Source organism: Halorubrum hochsteinianum (assembly GCF_023702125.1).
GTDB classification, from domain to species: Archaea; Halobacteriota; Halobacteria; order Halobacteriales; family Haloferacaceae; genus Halorubrum; species Halorubrum hochsteinianum.
On record NZ_CP098415.1, the window covers coordinates 677,239 to 698,931 of the forward strand.

Sequence of the window (21,693 nt, forward strand, 5' to 3'; positions counted from 1 at the left end):
TCGATTCGCCCCGTGACACAAAAAATCCACCTACTGCGACCGCTCGTCCGGCGAGTCCGCCCGCGCGGACCGAACCGCCGACGGCGATCGGATCGCCGTCGGCGGACGCGCCGGCGACATTCGACGGCGGTGGCGGCATTCGACTGGTTTCGTGTCAAAAAACAGCGTATGGAAAGCGTTTTGCCCGGCGCGCGAGTGGGCCGAGACGTATGCGGAACCCCGCTCTTCGCGCGCTTCTGGCCGCGGCCGTCGCGTTCGCGCTGATAGCGAGCGCGGGCGCTGCGGTCGGCGGCGCGGTCGCCGTCCCTTCCACCTCCCACGCGGACGAATCCCCGCCGACCGCCGCCGTCGGCGGCGACGCGCCGCGTCCCGCCGAGTCGCCCTCCGTCGAGCGCCGGGCGACGGCGCTTCGACAGCAGACCGACGACGCCATCACGTCGCCGTCGGCGACGCGGATCCTCGTCGAGTTGAACCCAGACCGCAGCGCCGACTGGACCGTGGCGGTCCGGTACTCGCTGGCGGACGAGAACGAGACGGCCGCGTTCGAGACCGCCGGCGAGCGGTTCCGTTCGGGCGAGGTCGGCCCGAGCGCCGACCTGTTCGAGGGGTTCCGTCGCGAGGCGAACCGCAACGTCGACCGGTCGATGTCGATTCGGGACGTCGACCGCGAGTTCGTCGTCCACGAGGACACCGGGGAGTTCGACGTCGCGACGGAGGAGGCGGTCGCGGTCGGCGAACTGCGGCTGACGTTCACCTGGACGGCGTTTCTCGCGCAGGACGGCGAGAGCCTCGTGCTCGGGGACGCGCTGACGACGCCGGGCAACGAGACGTGGCTCCGGAGCCTCGAAGCGTCGCAGACGCTGGAGGTGGCGACGCCGGAGGGGTACACCGTCACCGGAACGCCGAGCACGGCCGTGACGCGGCTCTCCGACGGCGACGTGATCATCGAGGGCCCCCAGACGTTCGACGGCGGCGAGCCGGTGGCGATCGTCTACGGGCCCGCCGGCACGCCGCCGTGGGGCACGATGCTGGCCGCGCTCCTGCTCGCGGCGACCCTCGTCGCCGGGAGCGTCGTGGGATACCGCCGGATCAACGCGGAGGAGGCCGAAGCCGGCGGAGCGGTCGCGAACGGCGACGAGACGGGGAGGAGAGACGAGGGCCCGAATCCCGTCACCGGTCCGAACGGGAGCGGGAACGGCGGTCCGAACGGGAGCGGGAACGGCGGTCCGAACGGGAGCGGGAACGGCGGTCCGAACGGGGACGGCGGCCCCGAGACGGACGCCGGGGAAGCCGGGGATGCGGACGACGACGGACCGGACCTCTCGCTGCTGTCGGACGAGGAGCGCGTCGAGCGGCTCCTCGACGAGAGCGGCGGCCGGATGCGACAGGCCGACATCGTCGCCGAGACCGGGTGGTCGGACGCGAAGGTCTCGCAGCTGCTGTCGGCGATGGCCGACGAGGGGCGCGTCGAGAAGCTCCGGCTGGGCCGCGAGAACCTCATCTCGCTGCCCGACGACGGAGACGACGAGGACGCCGACGGGAGCGGCGGCGTCGACGACTGAGCGGTCCGACAGCGACTGAGCGGCCCGACGGCGGCTCGGAGCCTCGATCGGAGAGGGAGGAAACCGCTGGTCCGCCGTCGCGCGTTCCGAAAACCATTACAGGGCGAGCGGCCCAGTATCGATCATGAAGGTTCTGGTGACCGTCAAGGAGGTCGCGGAGGCGGACGACGACTTCGCGATCGAGGGGACCGACATCGCCGAGTCCGACCTCGAGTACGACCTCAACGAGTGGGACGACTACGCGGTCGAGGCCGCCGTCCAGTTGGCAGAGAGCGGGGTCGCGGACGAGGTCGTCGCCGTCACCGTCGGCCCGGAGCGCTCCGAGGAGACGATCCGGATGGCGCTCGCGAAGGGCGCTGACCGCGCGGTCCGCGTCTGGGACGACGCGCTGGAGGGGTCGTTCCCTGACGTCGCCTCGAAGGTTGACCTGTTCGAGGCCGTCGTCGACGAGGAGGAACCGGACCTGATCCTCGGCGGCGTTCAGGCGGCCGACACCGGGTTCGGCGCGACCGGCGTCGCGCTCGCCGAGCGGATCGGCTTCGAGCACGCCGCGGTCGTCAACCACCTCGACGTCGACGCGGACGAGGGGATCGCGCACGTCCACCGCGAGCTTGAGGGCGGCGTCGAGGAGCTGACCGACGTGGACCTCCCGGCGGTGTTGACCGTCCAGACCGGGCTCAACGAGCCGCGGTACGCGAGCCTCCGCGGGATCCGGCAGGCGCAGCGCAAGGAGATCGCCGCGAAGGACCTCTCCGACCTCGGTCTGACCGCCGACGACGTCGAGAGCGCGCTGACGATCACGTCGATGTACGAGCCGGAGAGCGAGTCCGACGCGGAGATCATCGAGGGCGACGCCGGGGAGTCCGCGGGTCGCCTTGCGGAGGTCCTGCGGGAGAAGGGGGTGGGCGCGTGATGAGCGTGCTCGTCGTCGCCGAACACCGCCGCGGAGACCTCCGAGACGTCTCGTACGAGGCGATCACCGCCGGGCGAGAGCTCGCCGACGAGCGGGACGGCGACCTCCACGTGGCCGTGGTCGGCGGCGACGTCGACGCGTTCGCGGAGGAGCTGAACCGCGAGGGCGTCGACGCGATCCACGCCGTCGACGACGGCGAGGAGTTCGACCACAACGCCTACCAGGCGGCGGCCGCGGAACTCGCCGACCGGATCGACGCCGGCGCGGTGGTGCTGCCGAACTCGGTCAACGGCCTCGACTACGCGCCGGCGCTCGCGGAGGATCTCGGCGTCACGCTCGTGACCGACGCAGTCGGGATCGAGTACGACGACGGGCTCACCGTCACCCGCGAGATGTACGGCTCGAAGGTGGAGACGACCGTCGATGTCGCCGGCGACCGATTCGTGCTCACGGTCCGCGGCGGCGAGTGGCCGCCCGCCGAGGGAGTCGGCGACGCGACCGTCGAGACGGCCGAGGTCGACCTCCCCGAGTCGGGCGCTCGCGTCACGGGCTTCGAGGAGGTCGGCGGCGGCGACGTCGACATCGCGGACGCCGACGTGCTCGTCTCGGTCGGCCGCGGCATCGAGGAGGAGGAGAACCTCGAACTCGTTGAGGAGCTCGCGGACGCGCTCGGCGCGACGCTGTCGGCCTCCCGGCCGATCGTCGACAACGGCTGGCTGCCGAAGAACCGGCAGGTCGGCCAGTCCGGGAAGGTCGTCACGCCGGACGTGTACATCGCGGTCGGCATCTCCGGCGCGGTCCAGCACGTCGCCGGCATGAAGGGCTCTGACACGATCGTCGCGATCAACACCGACCCGAACGCGCCCATCTTCGACATCGCCGACTACGGGATCGTCGGCGACCTCTTCGACGTGGTTCCCGAACTGGTCGACGAGTTCGCCTGAACGCGAGTTCGGCCGAAGCGGTTCGGGGACCGACTCGACCGCTCCGTTCTCGGTTCGTTTATCACCCCGCCGACCCTCGGATCCGGCAATGAGCGAGGGCGACGAGCAGACGGCCGCGACCGCGACGGGCCGGGAGATCTGGATCGAGAAGTACCGCCCGCAGACGCTCGACGACATCCACGGGCAGTCGGAGATCGTCGAACGGCTTCAGAGCTACATCGCGCAGGACGACGTGCCGCACCTGCTGTTCTCGGGCCCGGCCGGCATCGGGAAGACGACCGCGGCCACCGCGATCGCCCGCGAGATCTACGGCGAGGACAACTGGCGCGGGAACTTCCTCGAACTCAACGCCTCCGACCAGCGCGGGATCGACGTGGTGCGCGACCGGATCAAGGGGTTCGCCCGGTCGTCGTTCGGCGGCGACTTCCGGATCGTGTTCCTTGATGAGGCGGACAGCCTCACCGATGATGCACAGTCAGCGCTCCGCCGGACGATGGAGCAGTTCTCCGACAACACGCGCTTCATCCTCTCGTGTAACTACTCGTCGAAGATCATCGACCCGATCCAGTCCCGCTGTGCCGTCTTCCGCTTCTCGCCGCTCTCGGACGAGGCGGTCGGCGGGATGGTCCGCGAGATCGCGGCGGCCGAGGATATCGAGGTGACGGACGAGGGGATAGACGCCCTCGTGTACGCGGCCGACGGCGACATGCGCCGCGCGATCAACTCGCTTCAGGCCGCGGCGACGACCGGCGACGTGGTCGACGAGGAGGCGGTGTACGCGATCACGGCGACGGCGCGCCCGGAGGAGATCGAGTCGATGGTGACCGACGCGCTGAACGGCGACTTCGCGCGGGCGCGGTCGACGCTCGACACGCTGCTCACGGAGACGGGGATGGCCGGCGGCGACGTGATCGATCAGCTCCACCGCTCCGTCTGGGAGTTCGAACTGAGCGAGCGCGAGGCGGTGCGGCTGATGGAGCGCATCGGCGAGGCGGACTACCGGATCGCCGAGGGCGCGAACGAGCAGGTCCAGTTGGAGTCGCTGCTCGCGGCGCTTTCATTGGACGAATAAGTCCGTTCCGGGCCTCTACTCGTCTTTTTATAAATCGTTGACCGCGGATCTGCGGTGAACACCGCCGAAGCCCAGCCGCTCGGCCAGACGTATTCGCTAATAAATCGCTGACCGACACGAACGCCGCCGAAGCCCCAGTCGGGAGGCGGGCGCACGCTCGTTGCGGTCCTCAGTCGGTCGCTACCGCTCCCTCCTTGCGGTCCTTACATCGCCTGCGCCCGCCTCCCGACTGCCCCTTCGAGTCCACCCTGCTCCGCAACAGCCCCGCACCTCACGCCTCCCCAGCCTCGTCGGGCGCAGCCTTCGGACTCCCTTCGGTCGTCCTCGGTGCGCCCGACTCCCTCGCGCGTGCGGTTCGCGCCCTGGCGGGCGCTCACCGGCACGCGCCGCGGCAACGGGTAGTGTTTAAATCGCGGCGGCGGCGAGGGTCGGTATGCTCGTCGTCGTCTCCGACACGCACGCACGCGAGGAGTCGAAGCTTCAGGGACGGACCGCCGAGGCGGTCCGCGAGGCCGACCTCGTGATCCACGCCGGCGACTTCTACCGCGAGCCGGTCCTCGACGCCTTCCAGTCGGCCGCCGCGAGTCTCCGGGCCGTCTACGGCAACAACGACGACGCCGCGATCCGCGACCGGGTCCCCGAGGTGCGGACCGTCGAGTACGGCGGAGTGCGGTTCGCCGTCACGCACCGCCACCGCAGCGGGGACACCGGGCTCGTCATGCTCGGTCGCGGCCGCGACGCGGACGCCGTGATCTGCGGCCACAGCCACCGCCCCCGCTTCGACGACTCCGGCGGATTACCGATACTGAACCCCGGGAGCCACGCGCAACCGCGCGGCAACCGCCCGGCACACGCGGAGCTGACCTCGTCGGATGAGAGCGAGGGGGCCGGGTTGGACGGCAGACTGGTGACGCCCGGCGGCGAGACTTTCGAGACGTTTCAGATCGCGGGCGGGAGCTCGGAGTAGCGGGGAGTAGAGCGGGTCGCCGTCGCGGACGGCGGGGACCGGAACGCGACGCCCCGCGACGGCCCGGCCGGCCGACGGTCGTGTGCACGGTAGAGGACCCGGACTGCTGCGGGTGCGGGTGCCGGCGGTCGGTCGCACGGTGGGGGAGGGGTACCGGGCAGGGGAGGGAGCGTGCGAATCCGATCCGCCGGCGCGTCGGTCGGCGGTTCGAGCGTTTGAGGGCCGAAGCGGGGGTCGCACCAGTACGTACCGCGGCTGACAACATATACGTGGCTGAGAGACAAGCGGGCGTTTTAGTCACCGATCGCTCCGTCGGGGCGGCCGCGTCGCCGGGTGGTCGGGCGACTCGCCGCCTCGAAACTTATAACCGCGCCCCGACGGATTCGAACGTATGCTCCCGGTCCAGCCGCTGGTCGTCCTGCTGTTGGTGGGTCTTCTCGGGCTGTTCTTCTTCGGGTTCCTCCTCGTCCGTCGCACGGTGACGGGACTGAACGAGGGGTACAACGACGGGCGGAACTGATGGTCCTCGTCACCGCCGCGACGCTGGTCGTCGCCGCCGCCGCCAGCCTCTTCATGGCGTGGTCGATCGGTGCCGGCTCGTCGGGGTCGACCCCGTTCGCGCCCGCGGTCGGCGCGAACGCCATCTCCGTGATGCGGGCCGGGCTCGTCGTCGGCGTCCTCGGGCTGCTCGGCGCGATACTCCAGGGCGCGAACGTGACGGAGGCGGTCGGGACCGAGCTGATCGGCGGGGTGACGCTCACGGCGGTGGCGGCCATCGTCGCGCTCGTCACGGCCGCCGCGCTGGTCGCGGTCGGCGTCTTCGCCGGCTACCCGATCGCGACGGCGTTCACCGTCACCGGCGCGGTCGTCGGCGTCGGGCTCGCGATGGGCGGCGACCCGGCGTGGCCGAAGTACGCCGAGATCGCGACGCTGTGGGTGCTCACCCCGTTCGTCGGCGGCGGCGTCGCCTACGGCGTCGCCCGGACGCTCATCGGCGATTCGCTGCCGGAGCGCCCGCTCACGGCCGTCCTCGCCGGACTCGTGGGGGCGATCCTCGCGAACGTCGGGTTCGCGCTGCTCGGTCCCGCCGGGGAGCAGGCGTCGGTCGCGGCCGTCCTCGGGTCGGGACTCGGGATCGGCGGCGCGGGGGCCCCGGCGGTGAGCCTCGCGGTCGCCGCGCTCGTCGCGGTCGCCGTGTACGCTGACCTCGGCCGCGACCGCGAGGGCGCACAGCGCCGGTTCCTGCTCGCGATGGGCGGCCTCGTCGCGTTCTCGGCGGGCGGGTCGCAGGTGGGCCTCGCGATCGGCCCGCTCGTCCCGATCTTCAGCGAGGTCGGCGTCCCCGTGTGGGCGCTGCTCGTCGGCGGCGGGGTGGGGCTGCTGGCCGGGTCGTGGACGGGCGCGCCCCGGATGATCAAGGCCATCTCGCAGGACTACGCCTCGATGGGACCGCGGCGGTCGATCTCGGCGCTCATCCCGTCGTTCGCGATCGCGCAGACGGCCGTCGCCTTCGGGATCCCCGTCTCGTTCAACGAGATCATCGTCTCCGCGATCGTCGGGGCGGGGTACGCCGCCGGGGACGCGGGCGTGAGCCGCAAGAAGATGGGGTACACGGTTCTGGCGTGGATCGGGTCGCTCGTCGGCGCGTTCGCGCTCGGGTTCGTCGTCTTCTCGGCCGTCGACTTCGCGCTGTGAATCCTTCCGGTCGGTTTGCGGGACGGTCCGAACGCTCAGACGGGTAGCTCCGGGTACGTCGGGAGCCGCGCGGACCGGGCGCTCCCGTCGACGAACGGGAGGTCGGCGGCGGTCGCGGCGACCTCGTCGCCGTCGACCCGGACGGCGACCCCGTCGAGGTCGGCGTCGAACGCAACGAGCGCCAATGCGATCGGTACGTCCGTCGCGGGCCCGACCGCGGCGCGCGTGACCTCGCCGACCGCCTCGTCGCCGTCGAAGACGGCCGCGCCGGCGGCGGGGAGCGCGTCGTCGATCCCCCCCGGGTCGGCGTCCGCGTCGACGTCGGCGACCGCCTCGGCGAGGCCGTCGAGTTCGAGGCCGACGAGTCGCCGGCTCGGCCGGCCCTGATTCTCCACGCGGGAGACGACCTCCTGCCCGACGTAACACCCCTTGTCGAAGTCGAGCGCGTTCCGGAGGCCGAGGACGTTGGGGACCGTCCCGGCGAGTTCGTACTCGAAGAGGGGCGTTCCGGCCTCCGTGGCGAGCGCGTCCCACGTCCGGTAGCCGAAGGGCGTGGCGTTGAGGCCGCGGTTGATCAGGGTGTCGAACACGTCCTCGGCGTCGGCGGCGGCGCAGACGATCTCGTAGCCCTCCTCGCCCAGCGGCGCGTCTGTCGCGATCACAGAGACGCCGGCGTCGACCATCGACCCGCGGACGAACGAGAGCGGCTCCTCGGGCGCGCCGGGACCGCCGAGGACGGACGCGACCTTCTCCGTCGACTTGGGGCCGTGGACGCCGAACACGCCGAACTCCTCGGAGACGTCGTCGATCTCGACGTCCTGGATGAACACGTTCTCCGCCCAGTCGGCGGCGACCGACTCGACCCGTTCCGGCGGGAGGAAGACGAGCAGGCGCTCGTCGGCGTTGTACACGTACATGTCCGTCTCGATCCCGCCCTGCGGGTCGAGGAGCAGGGCGTAGGTCCCCTCGCCGTCCTCGGTCGGGACGCGGTTCGAGACGGCGTTGTCGACGAACTCGACGCGGTCGCTCCCCCGGACGGCGAGGACGCCGTACCCCATCTCGATCACGCCGGCGACCTTGCGGACCGCCTTGCCGACGCGGACGGGCTTGCCGTAGTGGTCGACCACCTCGCGACCGCCGCGGTCGCGGTACGCCGCGCCGTGCGCGTCGTGGGTGCCGGAGACGAGTGTCATGGTCGCAGGGACGCGATCGAGCGTCAAAAGGCCGCCGTCTCCGGCGGCGCGGGACGAGACGGTAGCGAGGGGGCGATGGTAGTGCGGGGCGAAACGACGGCGGCGCGCGACGAGGCGGCTACAGCCCGATCCGGTCGCGGATCGCGTCGACGAGGCTCTCCGAGGAGTCGTCGTCCGGCGCGTCCGGGTCGGGGACGACCCGGTCGTGGGCGTACACCCGGACGCGCTCCTCGGTCTCGACGACGATCAGGGAGTCCTCCTTCAGCGCGGAGAGCGCCTCCTCGACGGCGTCGATGTCGGCGTCGACGGCCGCGCGAAGTTCGAGGACCGTCATCCCCTCGTCGCCGCGGTCGACGAGCGCGTCGAGCAGCGCGACCTCGACGTCCGGCCGGTCGCGGTATTCCGGCTTTGCGGCCATACGCGTCCCTTGTACGGGGCGGACTTTACGTCTACCGGCGACGCGTCCGGAACGAACGGGCGGTCAGCGAACGAGCCGAGAACAGGTGCCACAGAGGTTCTCCTCTTTCACGTCGACCTCGCGGACGGTGGGGGAAAACGACATCACGCACTTGCTGTTGTCGCAGTGTTCCAAGCCGAGCGTGTGCCCGATCTCGTGGACGACCTCCTTGCGGACGCGGTCGCCGAACACGTCGACCGCGGGCTTCGTGGAGACGCCGCCGTCGGAGGAGGTGCGGAGGCGGTGCGTGGAGATGACGGAGCCGCTCCCGTTGAGGTACGCGAGGCCGAACACGTAGTTCCGGCGGCGGTAGTAGAGGTCCTCGGGCGTGATTCCGATGTTCTTCTCGCCGCCGCCGACCCGCGTGACCGTCTCGATGAGGTCCTCGGCGCGGTACTGGGAGCGGTCGGCGTCGAACGCGGACCCGGGGATCGGCTGATCGTCGTGGACCGTCACGTCGCAGTCGTACACGGAGCGCAGCGCGCCGGAAGCCTCCCGCTTCACTTGGGGGGTGACGTCTCCGACGGGGACGATGTCCACGAGCATGGAACCGCTTTTGGCCGCCGCAATCATAAAGCCCGCGCCGTGGGGCCACCACCGCCGTCGGAACGGGCGCTCGTCGACGCCCTCGACCGATACGAGCGACTGATCGAGGTCGGCGTCGGCCGGCGTCCGGGCGTCGCCATCGCGCTCGCGGACCGCGGCCGCGAGGTGGTCGCGGTCGACGTCGCGGTGAGCGACGCGGCACGGGATGCGGCGAGCGAGACGTGGGAAGCCGGCGGCGGGTCGCTCCGGGTCGTCGCCGCGGACGTGACGGCGCTGGCGACCGACGACGACCGAGCCGTCGGCCGCGCGCTCGGACTCGACGCGGACGAGTGCGGTGACGGCGCGGACGCGTCGGACGCGACGCGCGTCGACGCCGTGTACGCGCGGAACCTCCCCGCCGAACTCCAGTCGCCGACCGTCGCGCTCGCCGGGCTGCTCGACGCCGACTGCCTGTTCACCACGCTCGGGTTCGAGGAGCCGGTGGTCGAGGTGCGGCGGCGCTCGGCGGGGTCGGGGACGGTCGTGTACGTCGCGCGGTGACCGGCGGGTCCCGTCGACCGAGGAACGGGAGGGGCGAGACGGAACCGGCGACGGCGACCGCGAACCCGAACGTTCATTCCGCCGCCAGCCGGGGTAGCGGTATGCAGGTCGACGCAGTGGTCCTCGACATCGACGGGGTGTTGGTCGACGTGGCGGACTCCTACCGGCGGGCGATCCTCGAGTCCGTCGACCGGGTGTGCGGGAAGCCGATCGATCCGGCGGCGGTTCAGGCGTTCAAGGACGCCGGCGGGTTCAACAACGACTGGGAGCTGACGGACGCGGCCGCGCTGTTCGTGTTGGCCCGCCGCGAGGGGCTCCGAATGGACATCGACGAGTTCACCGACCGAGTCCGCGAACTCGGCGGCGGCCTCGACGCGGCCAAGGAGGTCGTCGGCGACCTCCCGCGGGTCGCGCAGGCCCGAGTCCGCGACCAGTGGGACCGGGACGCGCTCCGCGAGACCTTCCAGGCGCTGTACCTCGGCTCGGAGCTGTACCGGGAGCTGGAGGGCGGCGAGCCGCCGGTCGAAACGGACGGGTACATCCACGACGAGCCGACGCTCGTCGACCCCGAGACCATCGCCGACCTCACGGCGCGGTTCGACGTGGGCGTCCTCACCGGCCGGCCGGCCGCGGAGGCCGACATCGCCCTAGAGCGCGTCGGCTTCGACGTGCCCGACGACCGCCGGTTCACGATGGACGACTGGGAGGAGGGGAAGCCGCACCCGCGGGCGCTCGTGGAGCTCGCGGAGCGGTTCGACGCCGAGCGGGTCGCGTTCGCGGGCGACACCCTCGACGACGTGCGCACCGCGCGCAACGCCGACGAGGCCGATGCGACCCGGATCTACTACGGAATCGGCGTGCTGACGGGGGGACTGACGGGCGACTCGGGCCGAGAGAAGTTCGCCGAGAGCGGCGCGGACGCCGTCGTCGAGGACGTGAACGAACTGGTGGACCTGTTGGAGTAGTCGGCAGTAAATCGGATTCCGGGGATCGCAGTGCGGATCGGCGGAAAATGGGCCTTGCCGGATTTGAACCGGCGATCAATTCGTTATGAGCGAATCGCTTTGAACCAGACTAAGCTAAAGGCCCGTAGGCGTTCGGTACACGAGGCATACTCTTTAGGTTACCGCATTACCCCGATCGGAGCCGATCGAGGACGGCGTCAAGCCGGTAGTCCGCGTGCCAGTTCACGTTCGCCCGGTTGCCGTTCTCGGCAGGTTCGTACCTGATCGTCATCTGAGTCTCGGCCGTATCTTCGATCGGGACCAAGTACACCTCGTCATGGACAGGCACGTAAACCGCGAAGAGATCGACGCGTCCGTCGTATCCCTCCCGCTCGTATCCCGAACTCTTCGTCCGCGTGCTCCGGGTTCGGAACCGTACCGCGCCGTCGGTGGTCGCCTCAAACGCCGTCTTGATCTGGATGCGGTAGAAGTCACCATCTGACTCGATCGCGATATCGTACGGTTCGTTGTCATACCCGGGAACAAGCACGGAAACACCGCAATTCACGAACGCCGACTTTACGATCGCCTCAGCTGCCTGTCCCCGTTCGTGTGGCCCCTCGAGCGAAGCAAACCGTTCGCTTCGATTCGGCATACGCAACGAAGGACGGCGAGTAACAAGCAGGGTGGCCACTTGGTGGAAGTGGTGTCGCGAAGGGGAAGCGCCGAAGCCAGGACTCGAACCTGGGACCGCCTCGTGACTGTGACGGTCGGGGGAAGTTCCGCCGAGCGTCGTAACAGCGAGGCGCTCTACCAACTGAGCTACTTCGGCTCACTTTCGCGTACTCGCGTCGATTTGATATGGCTTTCGTTTCCGCCCGACGGGGCGAGGTTCGACGGACGCGAACGCTGCGGGACGGTGACGCGCCGGCCGGCCGCGGGGCCGCCGATCCGACCGACACGTTTTCGGCCGGACCCCGAGTGGTGTCGGTATGGACGATGAGGAGGCGCTCGGCGAGGAGTTGGACGCGGTGCTGTCTCGCGTCCGCGAGCGCGTCCTCCCGGAGCCGGAGGAGCGCGAGCGGCTGAAGACGGCGAGCGCGGCGCTGACCGAGCGGACCCGCGAGGCGATAGCCGACCTCTCGGTCGACGCCGACGTGGTTCAGGTCGGGTCGACCGCGCGCGGCACGTGGGTCGCCGGCGACCGCGACATCGACCTCTTCGTCCGGTTCGACGCCGACCTCGACCGCGCCGAACTGGAGCAGTACGGGCTGACAGTCGGACACGAAGTCCTCCCCGACGGGCACGAGGAGTACGCGGAACACCCGTACGTGAAGGGGAACTACGACGGGTTCGACGTCGACCTGGTGCCCTGTCACGACGTGGAGACGGCGGGCGACCTGGTGTCGGCGGTCGACCGCACCCCGTTCCACGACGCGTACCTCTCGGCGCGGCTCGACGACGACCTCGCGGCGGACGTGGTGCTTGCGAAGGCCTTCCTGAAGGGGATCGGGGCGTACGGCAGCGACCTCCGGACCGAGGGCTTTTCCGGGTACCTCACGGAGCTGCTCGTGTTGGAACTCGGCGGGTTCGTCCCGCTCGTCGAGTCGGCCCGGAGCTGGCACCCGCCGGTGGAGTTCGACCCCGAGGGACACGCCGAGCGCACGTTCGAGGACCCGCTGGTCGTCGTCGACCCCACGGACCCGACGCGGAACGTCGCCGCGGTGCTGTCGGCGACGAACCTCGCGCGGTTCCAGCACTACGCCCGAGAACTGCTCGCGGCTCCGAGCGAGGCCCTCTTCGAGCCGGACGAGCCGGAGCCGCTCGACCCCGGCGAGGTCCGCGACCACCTCGACCGACGGGAGACGACGCCCGTCGCGGTCGTCTTCGACGCCCCCGACCTCGTCGACGACCAGCTGTGGCCGCAGCTCCGCCGCTCGCTGGACGGGATCGTTCGCGGACTGAACGACCACGGCTTCGACGTCCTCCGGTCGCGGGCCATGACGGACGCGAGAATCGAGACGGAGAATTCCGCCGGAACGACGCGAGCGGCGCTGTACGCGGAGTTGGAGGTGACGGAGCGACCGGCCGTCGAGCGCCACGAGGGACCGCCGGTCGCGGTCCGGAAACACGCGGCGAGCTTCTACGAGTCGTACGTCGACGACGTCGACCCGGACACGTACGGCCCGTTCATCGACGGGGACCGCTACGTAGTCGAGCGCGAGCGCGAGTTCCACACCGTCAGGGAGTACTTAGAGAGCGACGCCGCGAGCGACGTGGCGCTGGGCGCGCAGGTGGAGTCGGCGTTCGACGACCGCGACGTGCTGGTCGGCGACGCGGTCGCGACGCTCGCGCCCGCGTTCGGCCGACCGCTCCGCGAGTTCTACGAGCCGCGACCGTGAGAGCGTCCGTCGGTGCGCGGCCGCGGGGATCCGGATCCGAATCCGGACGCCGGCGAGAGGGCGAGCGTCACCGAGAGACGCGGTCGAGAAGCCAGTAGACGACCGCCGCAACGAGAGCGACGACCGCCGCGAGCGCCGAGAGCAGCCCGGCGACGCGGGGGAACGACAGCCAGAACGCGGCGTAGAAGGCGAGCGCGAACGCGAGCAGGCCGACGACCAGCACTCCGCGAGAGGGGTTCTGGACCGCCGCGACGAACGCGCGCTGGAGGATCGAGAGGTCGCCGAGCTCGGGGACGTCTTCGGGATCCGCGTCCTCGGGGAACGATCCGGAGTCGCCCGAGCCTGCCGACTCGGCGTCGACGGAGCGGTCGGTGTCGGTCACGCGCTCGGATACGGGCCGGAGGATCCTGTACCTATCGCTTGTCGGCCCGGGGCCGAGCGGCCGACGAACGGAAACCGGTCGGGGATCGGACGGCGCTCAGTTCGGGAGGCCGCCGGCGGCGATCGAGCCGAGGAGGAACGCGACCAGCGCGGCCGCGAGGTTCGACGCCGCGACCGCCGCCGCGGCGCGGCCGCCGGTCTCGCTCGCCGCCCGGACGGTCCCGACGGCGAACGACGAGAACGTCGTGAACGCCCCGCAGAAGCCGACGCCGAAGAGCAGCGTCGCCGCCGACCCGACCGGTGCGGCGGCCACCGCACCGAGGGCGAAACTCCCGAGCGCGTTGACGGCGAGGATCGACCGGCCCCCCTCGACGCGAAGGGCGACCGCGTGACGCGAGATCGCGCCGAGGGCCCCACCGACGCCGACGAGGGCGGTCGCGAGGAACGGTTCGGCGGTCATCGCCGGTGCCGCCCCCCGACGGCGAGCCCGAGCGCGGCCGCGGCGAGCCCGGTGACGTAGCTGGCGGCGACGTACCACGCGCCCGCCGGAGTTCCGAGGGCGACCGCGTCCGAGACAAACGTGCTGTACGTCGTGAACGACGAGAGCGCGCCGGTCCCGACGAGGAGCCGGATCCGGTCGCTCGGCGCTCGAGTCAACAGGACCCCGAGCGCGAACGAACCGGCGACGTTCGCGGTCAGGGTGCCGACGCCGGTCGCCGTCCCGCCGAGGACCGCGAGGCCAGCGCCGGAAGTCGCGAGGGCGACGAGCCCGCTCGCCGCGGCGTCTGTCGCGTATCTGGCGACCGCTCCGAGGAACCCGCCGACCGCGACGAGGAGGAAGCCGTACGGGGTCCGATCCATGCCTGTCGGTCGTCCGGGAAGCGCTTGTGCGTTCTGACTCGGAGTGCCGCTCCGCGCCCGGGTTCACTCCGCCTCCGACGGGCGACTCGCGCGGGGGCTCTCCCCCTCGTGCGGCGTCCGCCGTTCGCGGATCCGAACGGTGTGGGCGGTCTCGGTGGCGTCGTCGACGACGAGCGCCTCGCCGACGCCGTCGGGGAGCCTGGACGCGAGGTCGCCGGCGAGGTACGTCGCCTCCGCCTCCGCCAGCCGGTCCACGTCGCGCTCGGCGGTGAGCCGGTGGGAGACGAGCAGGTCCGACTGCGAGACGGCGACGCTCGGCAGCGCGGCCGGTCGTTGGGTCGCACAGACGAGCGAGACGCCGGGGGCGCGTCCGCGGGTCAGGAGAGTTCGGAGCGCCGGCTCCGCGACGCCGCCGAAGAGCGCGTGCGCCTCGTCGACGAGCAGCCACGGGAGCCGCGGGAGGTCGTCTTCGACCCGCGCGTCGTAGAGCCCGCGGGCGACCGCGCGGACGACGGCGGCCGCGGCCGCGCCGGGAACGCCGGCGAGGTCGAGGACGACGGGGTCGCCGTCTGTCGCGAGCGAGGCGACCGGCGGCGCGTCGCCGTCGAAGACCCCCCACGATGCCGCAAGCCGGAGGTGGTTCGCCGCGGCGCGCCGCGTCTCAGCCGGGGCGTCGGCCGCGTCGACCGCCTCGCGGAGCGCCGCGAGCGACGGGGACGGACGGTCGGCGGCCGTCGACCCGGCGTCGCCGGCGTCCGTTCGGGCTCCGTCGCTCTCGTCGACCGCGTCCGCGACGACGCGCCAGACGAGGCTCCCCGGCCCGCTCGCCGGGTCGAGCCCGAGCAGGTCCGGCCACGCCGACGGCGGCATCGACGCGGGCCGGACCGCGGGGTCGACGACGCGACCGCCGGCCGCTTCGAGACCGCCGAAGACGCCCATCGGGTCGACGACGACCGGGACGACGCCGTCGGCCTCGGCGAGTTCCTCGGCGAGGACGCCGAGCGTGTAGGACTTACCCGTCCCGCGCTTGCCGAAGACGACCCCCGCGTGCGGACGGTCGAGGTCGACGCCGACCGGCGCGCCGGCGCTCCCGTCGCGCGCGAGGAAGGAACCGATACGGGCGGTGTGCGGCGGGTCGCGCTCCGTTCCGTCGTCGCCGTCGCGGCCGAGTACGTACACGCGGTCGGGTGGTCTCGGCATCCCGTAAAAACGGTCGGACGGGGAGGCGATCGGATTCAGTCGAGAGGTCGAACCTGACCGCCGCCGGCCGACTCTTTATATACCATGCCGCGGCCACCCGGCGTATGTCCGATCGAACACACGACTCGCGCACCGCGAACCGGCGGACGTTCAGCACCGACACCCGAGCGATCGAGGGGCTTCCCGTGCGCCTCGTCATCGCCCTGGTCGTCGGGGTCGCCAGCCTGAGCGTGATGATGGGGATGATCGGTGACATCGACGGGCTGGCCGCGACGGAGCTCGACGCGCAGCCGCAGCCGGAGGTGACCGCGCCCGGCGACCAGACGATCGACGTCGCGGTCGTCGACCCGGACGGCTCCCGCGTCGCGGACGCGACCGTTATCGTCCGCGGCGGCTCCGCGCGGATGGACGGGGTCGCCACCGCACAGACGGACAGCGAGGGCGTCGCGAGCGTGGACGTCGACCCGGAGCTCGGTCCGAATCAGGCGGACGGGACGCTCACGGTCGACATCAAGCCGCCGGCCGAGGGCGACTACGTCGACGAGCGGGGGAACACCGAGGTGCTCGTCGTCGAGGAGTGAGGCGGGTCGGAGGCCCGCGACGCCCTCAGATCCGGTCGTCCCAGTCGATCCAGTCCTGTTCCCAGCCGTGTCGCCGCTGTCGTCCCCGTTCTGCGTGTTCGGCGTCCTCACGGCGGGTGCGGTTCCGCTCCACCCCGGGCTGTTCGCCCTCGACGAGCATCGGCTGGAGCCGCGCCGGGCCGTGCGTCTCGACCGTCTCGAAGCCGGCAGGCGCGTCCGCGTCGGCGGCGGCGTCAGCCTCGCTCGCGTCGGCCGAATCGGAGTCGCCGGGCGACGACGGTTCGATCGCCGTGACCGTCTGGACCCCAGCGCCGCGCGGGTAGACGATCCGACCGTCGGCCGCGAGCTGCTCGCGGAGGGCGCGCGGCGGCTCGACCACGGCCGCTTCGAGGAGGATCCGGTCGTACGGCGCGTACGCCGGGAGCCCGTCCGCGCCGTCCGCGCGGTCGACGAGGACCGCCTCGTAGCCGGCCGCGTCGAGGTTCGACCGCGCGGCCACGACGGCGGACCGATCGATGTCGATCGCGTGAACCCGACGAGCGCCCGCGATCTCGGCGATCATCGCGACGGAGTACCCGATACCGGCACCGACGACGAGGACCGAGTCGCCCTCGGCGGCGTCGAGCGCGGTGACGAGGCGAACCACCGTTTCGAGCGAGAGCGAGTGGGGGTCGTCGCTGTCGACGGCCCCGCCGCGGGGGGAGTCGTCCACGAAGGGATCGCGGGGGACCCGCTGGAGCGCGGTCAGCACGGGGGGGTCGATCGGCTCGCCGATCGAGTGTTCGAGCCCCTCGATCATGTCCGCCCTGAGCGACGCTTCGTCCATGGCCGGACTCGGGACTCGGTCCTCTAAAAGCGTGCGTTCGTCGGGTCGGTACCGCGCGCCGACAGAAAACCGCCTCCGCGGGGGGGGGGGCGGTCACCGCATCGGCACGAATCGCACGCCGCCGTGGTCCTCGCGGTCGACGCCGCCTTCACGGACCGTCAGGCGGACGAGCCGCTGGCGGCCGGCCTCCCGGACGGGCGCGACGACGCGGCCGCCCGGGGAAACGCGGTCGACGATCGCCGCCGGTATCGACTCGGGCGCTGCGCAGGTGAGGTAGGCGGCGTCGAACGGGGCCTCGTCGGCGAACGCCTCGCGCCCGTCGCGGGCGACGACGGTCACGTCGTAGCCGAGGCGGGCGAGTCGCTCCCGCGCGTCGGCGGCCAGTTCCGGGACGCGCTCGGCGGAGAAGACGTTCCCGGGACCGACAACCTCGGCGACGACCGCGGCGTGGTAGCCGCAACCGGTCCCCACCTCGAAGACGCGGTCGCCGCGCTCGACGTCGAGGAGGTCCGTCATCGTCGCGACCATGTGCGGCGCGCTGACGGTCTGATCGCGGCCGATCGGGAGAGGGCGGTCAGCGTAGGCGGAGTCCCGGTGGGGCTCCGGGACGAACTCGTGACGCGGGACGGCACTGATCGCCGACAGCGTCCGCTCGCTCGCGTCGAGGCGTCGGCGGAGCGCGCTCACTAGTTCGCGTCTGGCGGCCGCGCGGTCGGCGTCGCTCATGAGGGGCGGTAACACGGGACACGTAGAGAAAGCATCGGCCGCGGAATAGAGGAAGCGATTCGGCCGCGGAATAGAGGAAGCGATTCGGCCGGAAGGCGGGCAGGCAGTTCGGTCGATCGGCGTCAGTTCACGTCGATCGTGTGTCCCCTCTCGTCGTCGGGGGAGCGCTTGGGGAGCGTGACGGTGAGCACGCCGGCGTCGAAGGACGCGGTCGCGGCGTCGGCCTCGATCGGCCGCGGGATCGGGACTCGCCGGGAGACGGACCGGAGGCGGCGCTCCCGTCGGTGGTAGCGGACGCCGTCGTCGGTCTCGTCCGCGTCGTCCGCGCCGTCCGCCTCGCCGTCGTCGGCGACGGCGAACTCGGTCGACTCCTCCCGGGAGCCGGCGATCACGAGCGCGTCGTCGCGGAGTTCGACGTCGACGTCGTCGGCGTCGAACCCGGGGAGGTCGGCGACGACGACGATCGACTCGTCGTCCTCGATCACGTCGACGTCGACGTCGCGGGCCCCGGGAAGCCGCGGAACCTCGGGGGCAGTCCCCTCCAGCGTCCCGCCGAGTTCCTCGAACTCGCGGCCCATCCGTTCGAGCAGTTCCTCGATCTCGTCGAAGGGATCGCGTCGGGTCATACAGGACAGGATTCGAGACGGAGCGTATTGAACGTACTGGCGGGCCGAGGGGCGGAGTCGCCCGGAACCGACGGCCGACAGACACTATCCGCTGGCGACCCATCGGATCGCATGGAGCTGTTCTGGCACCGCGGGGACGCTCGCACGCGAGACAACGCCGGCCTCGCGGCCGCGGCCCGAGAGGGAGAGGTCGTGCCGGCCTTCGTGTACGACGCCGACCTGCTCGCGACGGTCGGCGCGCGACAGCGCGCGTTCTTCCTGCGCCACGTGAAGCGACTGGAAGAGCGGTATCGGGAACTGGAGAGCGACCTGATCGTCCGCGCCGGCGACCCCGACGAGGTCCTCGCCGACCTCGCGGCGGAGTACGAGGCCGAGACGGTGTTCTACAACGAGCACTACCGCCCGGCGCGCCGGAACCGGCAGCGGGCGGTCGAGGACGCGCTCGCGGGGGCGGGCGTCGAGACCGACTCGCGGACCGATCTGGTGTTGGTGGACCCGGGGCGGCTGGAAGCCCGCTACCCCAGTCACGGGCAGTTCCACGACGACTGGGAGACCGTGCCGAAGCGCGGCCCGTACGCGGAGCCGGACCCCGAGGCGCTGGCCGACGTGCGCGACGGCAAGACCGTCCCCGAGCCGGACGCCGACATCGACCTCCCCGAGGCGGGGTACGAGGCCGCGCGCGAGCGGTTCGACGAGTTCCTCGATTACGGGATCACGTCGTACAACGACACGCGCGACGACCTCGCACGGGCGGTCGAGGAGCCGACGCACGCGGTCTCGCGGATGTCTCCGTACCTGGCGACGGGCGCGATCGGGATCCGGGAGCTGTGGGTGGGCGCGAGCGACGTGTACGACGCCGTGACCGGCGGCGAGCGCCGCAACGTCGACAAGTACCGCTACGAGCTGTCGTGGCGCGAGCAGATGTACCACCTGCTGTACTACGCCCCCGATCTGGCGGTGTCGAACTACAAGTCGTTCCCGAACGAGATCGCGTGGCGCGACGACGACGCCGCGTTCGAGGCGTGGACGCGCGGCGAGACGGGCTACCCGCTCGTCGACGCCGGGATGCGACAGCTGAACGCGGAGGGGTATATCCACAACCGCCCGCGGCAGGTGGTCGCGAGCTTCCTGACGAAGCACCTCCTGATCGACTGGCGGCGCGGCGCGCGCTACTTCACGAAACAGCTGATCGACCACGACTACGCCTCCAACCACGGGGCGTGGCAGTGGACCGCCTCGACCGGGACCGACTCCGTCGACGTGCGCATCTTCGACCCGGTGAGCCAGATGAGCAAGTACGACGCGGACGCCCGCTTCGTGAAGGCGTACGTCCCGGAGCTCTCGGACGTGCCGGCGGGGAAGGTCGTCGACTGGCCGACCCTGTCGCGCGCGGAGCGCGAGGAGCTCGCGCCCGACTACCCGCATCCGATCGTCGACCGGAACGAGGGGTACGAGCGGGCCCAGCGCGTCTTCGAGGAGGCGCTCGGGAAGCGGTAGGCGGCCGACCGCGGCGTCGGATCCCGCCGTTCCGTAACCGAGTCCTTTTCCTCGGTCCCCGAGAACGCCTCCGCCATGTCCACCGTCACGGTCGCCGACGTCGAGGCCGCCGCCGAGCGGGTCGCCGACACCGACATCGTCCAGCGCACGCCGGTCGAGCGGAGCCGGTCGCTGAGCGAGCGGTGCGGGGCGGACGTGCGCCTCAAGATGGAGCACCTCCAGCGCACCGGCTCGTTCAAGACGCGCGGCGCGTACAACGCGATCTCGCGGGCGCTCGACGGCTCCGGCGCGGGGACCGACGAGCCCGCGATCGAGCGCGTCGTGGCCGCGAGCGCGGGCAACCACGCGCAGGGGGTCGCGCTGGCGGCGGCGGACGCCGGGATCGACGCGACGATCGTGATGCCCGAGTCCGCGCCGGCCGCGAAGATCGAGGCGACGCGCGCCTACGGTGCGTCGGTCGTCCTCCGGGGGAACGCCTTCCCCGAGGCGATGGCGCACGCGCAGACGCTCGTCGACGAGCCCGGCGCGCGGTTCGTCCACGCGTTCGACGACCCCGACGTGGTCGCCGGGCAGGGGACGCTCGGGCTGGAGGTGATCGAGCAGGTGCCCGAGATCGACACCGTCCTCGTCCCGGTCGGCGGCGGCGGGCTCGCGGGCGGGGTGGCGGCCGCGGTCAAGGCGCGGTCGCCGGAGACGCGCGTGATCGGGGTTCAGACGGAGGGGGCGTCCACGCTCTCGGAGAGCCTCGCGGCAGGCGAACTCGTGACGCGCGAGGAGCCGGACACCATCGCCGACGGGATCGCGACGGGCGGGCTGAGCGAACTCACGTTCGGCCTCCTCGACGAGCACCTCGACGACGCCGTCGTCGTGAGCGACGACGACGTGGCGAACGCGATCCTGTTACTCTTAGAGCGCGCGAAGCAGATGGTCGAGGGCGCGGGCGCGACCGCCGCGGCCGCGCTCCTGAACGACGACGCCCTCGGCGATCTCGATCTGGCCGGCGAGACGGTCGTCCCGCTGCTCTGCGGCGGCAACATCGACGTGACGACGCTGAAGGAGGTGGTGACCCACGCCCTCGTGGACCGCGACCAGCTGATCGAGCTCTCCGTCCGGATCGACGACACTCCCGGAACGATGGGGGAGATATCCACCCTGATCGGCGCGGAGCGCGCGAACATCCGAACGGTGCGCCACGAGCGCAGCCGACCGGACCTGCCGGTCGGCGACGCCGACCTCGTCTTCGAGGTGGAGACCAACGGGCCGGCCCACGTCGACCGCGTCCTGAACGCGGTGCGCGAGGCCGGCTACGAGGTCGAGTGGACGACGCGGGAGGCGTGAGGGGCGGAGTCGATTACTTATAAGTCGAACTGCGGTGGCGCGTGCCGGCGAGCGCCCTGATAAGGGCGCGAGTCGCACGCGCGAGGGAGTCGCTGGCCCCGGAGCGAAGCGGAGGGTGCCAGCGACGAGGCTGGGGAGGAGTGAGGCGCGGTTGCGGTGCTGTGCGGGGCGGGACTCGAAGGGGCAGTCGCGAGGGCGAAGCACGCCGCAGCTAGCACCGCACGAGCGGAGCGAGTGCGGCGCGCAGCAAGGCGCGCGAGCCGTCGCGACTGGGGCTTCGGCGGTCTTGGTGTCGATCAGTCGGTTACAAGCGACTACGTACAGCCGAGCCACTGGGATTTCGGTGGAAGCGATCGCGACGTTGGTCGCCGCCGTTGCCGACCGATCGATCGGCCCGACGGGGTACCCGCAGGGGTACTCTC

The 21,693-nt window shown here is 71.5% G+C and carries 24 protein-coding genes and 2 tRNA genes; 13 read left to right on the forward strand and 13 right to left on the reverse strand.

Annotated elements, in window-relative coordinates:
• Positions 1-209: 209 nt before the first annotated feature.
• The 7 genes from NAF06_RS03355 (at position 210) to NAF06_RS03380 (ending at position 7,153) form a co-directional block, all read left to right on the forward strand.
• Positions 210-1,562: a helix-turn-helix transcriptional regulator gene (locus NAF06_RS03355; protein ID WP_008582088.1), complete on the forward strand. Its 1,353-nt coding sequence runs from the start codon at positions 210-212 to the stop codon at positions 1,560-1,562.
• A gap of 124 nt (positions 1,563-1,686) precedes the next feature.
• Positions 1,687-2,475: an electron transfer flavoprotein subunit beta/FixA family protein gene (locus NAF06_RS03360; RefSeq protein WP_008582091.1), complete on the forward strand. Its 789-nt coding sequence runs from the start codon at positions 1,687-1,689 to the stop codon at positions 2,473-2,475.
• Positions 2,475-3,419, forward strand: coding sequence for an electron transfer flavoprotein subunit alpha/FixB family protein (locus NAF06_RS03365; protein ID WP_008582094.1), 945 nt, complete (start codon positions 2,475-2,477; stop codon positions 3,417-3,419). Before NAF06_RS03360 ends, NAF06_RS03365 begins: the two co-directional genes overlap by 1 nt.
• An 88-nt stretch (positions 3,420-3,507) precedes the next feature.
• Positions 3,508-4,491: a replication factor C small subunit gene (locus NAF06_RS03370; RefSeq protein ID WP_008582095.1), complete on the forward strand. Its 984-nt coding sequence runs from the start codon at positions 3,508-3,510 to the stop codon at positions 4,489-4,491.
• Between the two features lie 433 nt (positions 4,492-4,924).
• Complete coding sequence (locus tag NAF06_RS03375) at positions 4,925-5,458, forward strand: metallophosphoesterase (protein ID WP_008582097.1); 534 nt, start codon at positions 4,925-4,927, stop codon at positions 5,456-5,458.
• Between the two features lie 391 nt (positions 5,459-5,849).
• Positions 5,850-5,978 (forward strand): DUF7859 family protein, encoded by a 129-nt coding sequence (locus NAF06_RS15445; protein WP_256470648.1) that lies wholly within the window; start codon positions 5,850-5,852, stop codon positions 5,976-5,978.
• A complete protein-coding gene (locus NAF06_RS03380) occupies positions 5,978-7,153 on the forward strand; it encodes an inorganic phosphate transporter (protein ID WP_008582099.1) in 1,176 nt (391 codons plus the stop codon). The genes NAF06_RS15445 and NAF06_RS03380 overlap by 1 nt, the downstream gene beginning before the upstream one ends.
• A 35-nt stretch (positions 7,154-7,188) precedes the next feature.
• Here NAF06_RS03380 and ygfZ read toward each other — a convergent pair whose 3' ends face one another.
• The 3 genes from ygfZ to NAF06_RS03395 form a co-directional block, all read right to left on the reverse strand.
• Positions 7,189-8,346 (reverse strand): CAF17-like 4Fe-4S cluster assembly/insertion protein YgfZ, encoded by a 1,158-nt coding sequence (gene ygfZ / locus NAF06_RS03385; RefSeq protein ID WP_008582101.1) that lies wholly within the window; start codon positions 8,344-8,346, stop codon positions 7,189-7,191.
• Between the two features lie 118 nt (positions 8,347-8,464).
• On the reverse strand, positions 8,465-8,764 hold the full coding sequence (locus NAF06_RS03390) for a DUF6432 family protein (protein ID WP_008582103.1): 300 nt from the start codon (positions 8,762-8,764) through the stop codon (positions 8,465-8,467).
• 63 nt (positions 8,765-8,827) lie between these two features.
• Positions 8,828-9,349 carry an archaemetzincin family Zn-dependent metalloprotease gene (locus NAF06_RS03395; RefSeq protein WP_008582105.1) on the reverse strand — a complete coding sequence of 174 codons (522 nt, stop codon included), beginning with the start codon at positions 9,347-9,349 and terminating at the stop codon, positions 8,828-8,830.
• A gap of 39 nt (positions 9,350-9,388) precedes the next feature.
• On the opposite strand from NAF06_RS03395, the gene NAF06_RS03400 reads away from it, so the two are divergent.
• Positions 9,389-9,889, forward strand: a complete 501-nt coding sequence (locus NAF06_RS03400) for a UPF0146 family protein (protein ID WP_008582107.1) — start codon at positions 9,389-9,391, stop codon at positions 9,887-9,889.
• A gap of 101 nt (positions 9,890-9,990) precedes the next feature.
• Entirely contained in the window at positions 9,991-10,854 is an 864-nt protein-coding gene (locus NAF06_RS03405) for a TIGR01548 family HAD-type hydrolase (RefSeq protein ID WP_008582110.1), read from the forward strand.
• Between the two features lie 48 nt (positions 10,855-10,902).
• Here NAF06_RS03405 and NAF06_RS03410 read toward each other — a convergent pair.
• The 3 genes from NAF06_RS03410 to NAF06_RS03420 all read right to left on the reverse strand — a co-directional run bounded on the left by NAF06_RS03410 (position 10,903) and on the right by NAF06_RS03420 (position 11,665).
• Positions 10,903-10,978, reverse strand: a tRNA-Ile gene (locus NAF06_RS03410).
• 42 nt (positions 10,979-11,020) lie between these two features.
• A complete protein-coding gene (locus tag NAF06_RS03415; protein ID WP_049908609.1) occupies positions 11,021-11,488 on the reverse strand; it encodes a group I intron-associated PD-(D/E)XK endonuclease in 468 nt (155 codons plus the stop codon).
• Between the two features lie 68 nt (positions 11,489-11,556).
• Positions 11,557-11,665, reverse strand: a tRNA-Asn gene (locus NAF06_RS03420).
• A 160-nt stretch (positions 11,666-11,825) separates the two neighbouring features.
• Here NAF06_RS03420 and cca point away from each other — a divergent pair.
• Positions 11,826-13,235, forward strand: a complete 1,410-nt coding sequence (gene cca / locus NAF06_RS03425; RefSeq protein WP_008582114.1) for a CCA tRNA nucleotidyltransferase — start codon at positions 11,826-11,828, stop codon at positions 13,233-13,235.
• A gap of 67 nt (positions 13,236-13,302) precedes the next feature.
• On the opposite strand, the gene NAF06_RS03430 is transcribed toward cca, so the two are convergent.
• From NAF06_RS03430 to NAF06_RS03445, 4 genes are all read right to left on the reverse strand, one after another.
• Positions 13,303-13,617, reverse strand: coding sequence for a hypothetical protein (locus NAF06_RS03430; protein ID WP_008582116.1), 315 nt, complete (start codon positions 13,615-13,617; stop codon positions 13,303-13,305).
• A gap of 96 nt (positions 13,618-13,713) precedes the next feature.
• The gene (locus tag NAF06_RS03435) at positions 13,714-14,076 is read right to left on the reverse strand and encodes a CrcB family protein (protein ID WP_008582118.1); all 363 of its coding nucleotides are present in this window, start codon (positions 14,074-14,076) and stop codon (positions 13,714-13,716) included.
• Positions 14,073-14,477 (reverse strand): fluoride efflux transporter FluC, encoded by a 405-nt coding sequence (locus tag NAF06_RS03440; protein WP_008582120.1) that lies wholly within the window; start codon positions 14,475-14,477, stop codon positions 14,073-14,075. Before NAF06_RS03440 ends, NAF06_RS03435 begins: the two co-directional genes overlap by 4 nt.
• A 63-nt stretch (positions 14,478-14,540) precedes the next feature.
• On the reverse strand, positions 14,541-15,677 hold the full coding sequence (locus NAF06_RS03445; RefSeq protein ID WP_049908611.1) for an ATP-binding protein: 1,137 nt from the start codon (positions 15,675-15,677) through the stop codon (positions 14,541-14,543).
• Between the two features lie 104 nt (positions 15,678-15,781).
• Between NAF06_RS03445 and NAF06_RS03450 the strand changes: the two genes are divergently transcribed.
• Entirely contained in the window at positions 15,782-16,258 is a 477-nt protein-coding gene (locus tag NAF06_RS03450) for a DUF7382 domain-containing protein (RefSeq protein WP_008582124.1), read from the forward strand.
• Positions 16,259-16,283: 25 nt separating this feature from the next.
• Here NAF06_RS03450 and NAF06_RS03455 read toward each other — a convergent pair whose 3' ends face one another.
• From NAF06_RS03455 to NAF06_RS03465, 3 genes are all read right to left on the reverse strand, one after another.
• The gene (locus NAF06_RS03455) at positions 16,284-17,084 is read right to left on the reverse strand and encodes a protein-L-isoaspartate O-methyltransferase family protein (RefSeq protein ID WP_008582127.1); all 801 of its coding nucleotides are present in this window, start codon (positions 17,082-17,084) and stop codon (positions 16,284-16,286) included.
• A gap of 93 nt (positions 17,085-17,177) precedes the next feature.
• Complete coding sequence (locus NAF06_RS03460) at positions 17,178-17,810, reverse strand: protein-L-isoaspartate(D-aspartate) O-methyltransferase (protein ID WP_008582128.1); 633 nt, start codon at positions 17,808-17,810, stop codon at positions 17,178-17,180.
• A 122-nt stretch (positions 17,811-17,932) separates the two neighbouring features.
• Positions 17,933-18,436, reverse strand: a complete 504-nt coding sequence (locus NAF06_RS03465) for an Hsp20/alpha crystallin family protein (RefSeq protein WP_008582130.1) — start codon at positions 18,434-18,436, stop codon at positions 17,933-17,935.
• Positions 18,437-18,547: 111 nt separating this feature from the next.
• Between NAF06_RS03465 and NAF06_RS03470 the strand changes: the two genes are divergently transcribed.
• Positions 18,548-19,933, forward strand: coding sequence for a cryptochrome/photolyase family protein (locus NAF06_RS03470; RefSeq protein WP_008582132.1), 1,386 nt, complete (start codon positions 18,548-18,550; stop codon positions 19,931-19,933).
• Between the two features lie 75 nt (positions 19,934-20,008).
• Entirely contained in the window at positions 20,009-21,271 is a 1,263-nt protein-coding gene (ilvA, locus tag NAF06_RS03475; protein ID WP_008582134.1) for a threonine ammonia-lyase, read from the forward strand.
• Positions 21,272-21,693: the final 422 nt, after the last annotated feature.

Excerpts from the sequence above, each read along its gene's own strand:
- NAF06_RS03355 (WP_008582088.1), top strand. The coding sequence starts at position 210 with ATGCGGAACCCCGCTCTTCGCGCGCTTCTGGCCGCGGCCGTCGCGTTC.
- NAF06_RS03360 (WP_008582091.1), top strand. The coding sequence starts at position 1,687 with ATGAAGGTTCTGGTGACCGTCAAGGAGGTCGCGGAGGCGGACGACGAC.
- NAF06_RS03365 (WP_008582094.1), top strand. The coding sequence starts at position 2,475 with ATGAGCGTGCTCGTCGTCGCCGAACACCGCCGCGGAGACCTCCGAGAC.
- NAF06_RS03370 (WP_008582095.1), top strand. The coding sequence starts at position 3,508 with ATGAGCGAGGGCGACGAGCAGACGGCCGCGACCGCGACGGGCCGGGAG.
- NAF06_RS03375 (WP_008582097.1), top strand. The coding sequence starts at position 4,925 with ATGCTCGTCGTCGTCTCCGACACGCACGCACGCGAGGAGTCGAAGCTT.
- NAF06_RS15445 (WP_256470648.1), top strand. The coding sequence starts at position 5,850 with ATGCTCCCGGTCCAGCCGCTGGTCGTCCTGCTGTTGGTGGGTCTTCTC.
- NAF06_RS03380 (WP_008582099.1), top strand. The coding sequence starts at position 5,978 with ATGGTCCTCGTCACCGCCGCGACGCTGGTCGTCGCCGCCGCCGCCAGC.
- ygfZ (WP_008582101.1), bottom strand. The coding sequence starts at position 8,346 with ATGACACTCGTCTCCGGCACCCACGACGCGCACGGCGCGGCGTACCGC.
- NAF06_RS03390 (WP_008582103.1), bottom strand. The coding sequence starts at position 8,764 with ATGGCCGCAAAGCCGGAATACCGCGACCGGCCGGACGTCGAGGTCGCG.
- NAF06_RS03395 (WP_008582105.1), bottom strand. The coding sequence starts at position 9,349 with ATGCTCGTGGACATCGTCCCCGTCGGAGACGTCACCCCCCAAGTGAAG.
- NAF06_RS03405 (WP_008582110.1), top strand. The coding sequence starts at position 9,991 with ATGCAGGTCGACGCAGTGGTCCTCGACATCGACGGGGTGTTGGTCGAC.
- NAF06_RS03415 (WP_049908609.1), bottom strand. The coding sequence starts at position 11,488 with ATGCCGAATCGAAGCGAACGGTTTGCTTCGCTCGAGGGGCCACACGAA.
- cca (WP_008582114.1), top strand. The coding sequence starts at position 11,826 with ATGGACGATGAGGAGGCGCTCGGCGAGGAGTTGGACGCGGTGCTGTCT.
- NAF06_RS03435 (WP_008582118.1), bottom strand. The coding sequence starts at position 14,076 with ATGACCGCCGAACCGTTCCTCGCGACCGCCCTCGTCGGCGTCGGTGGG.
- NAF06_RS03440 (WP_008582120.1), bottom strand. The coding sequence starts at position 14,477 with ATGGATCGGACCCCGTACGGCTTCCTCCTCGTCGCGGTCGGCGGGTTC.
- NAF06_RS03445 (WP_049908611.1), bottom strand. The coding sequence starts at position 15,677 with ATGCCGAGACCACCCGACCGCGTGTACGTACTCGGCCGCGACGGCGAC.
- NAF06_RS03450 (WP_008582124.1), top strand. The coding sequence starts at position 15,782 with ATGTCCGATCGAACACACGACTCGCGCACCGCGAACCGGCGGACGTTC.
- NAF06_RS03455 (WP_008582127.1), bottom strand. The coding sequence starts at position 17,084 with ATGGACGAAGCGTCGCTCAGGGCGGACATGATCGAGGGGCTCGAACAC.
- NAF06_RS03460 (WP_008582128.1), bottom strand. The coding sequence starts at position 17,810 with ATGAGCGACGCCGACCGCGCGGCCGCCAGACGCGAACTAGTGAGCGCG.
- NAF06_RS03465 (WP_008582130.1), bottom strand. The coding sequence starts at position 18,436 with ATGACCCGACGCGATCCCTTCGACGAGATCGAGGAACTGCTCGAACGG.
- NAF06_RS03470 (WP_008582132.1), top strand. The coding sequence starts at position 18,548 with ATGGAGCTGTTCTGGCACCGCGGGGACGCTCGCACGCGAGACAACGCC.
- ilvA (WP_008582134.1), top strand. The coding sequence starts at position 20,009 with ATGTCCACCGTCACGGTCGCCGACGTCGAGGCCGCCGCCGAGCGGGTC.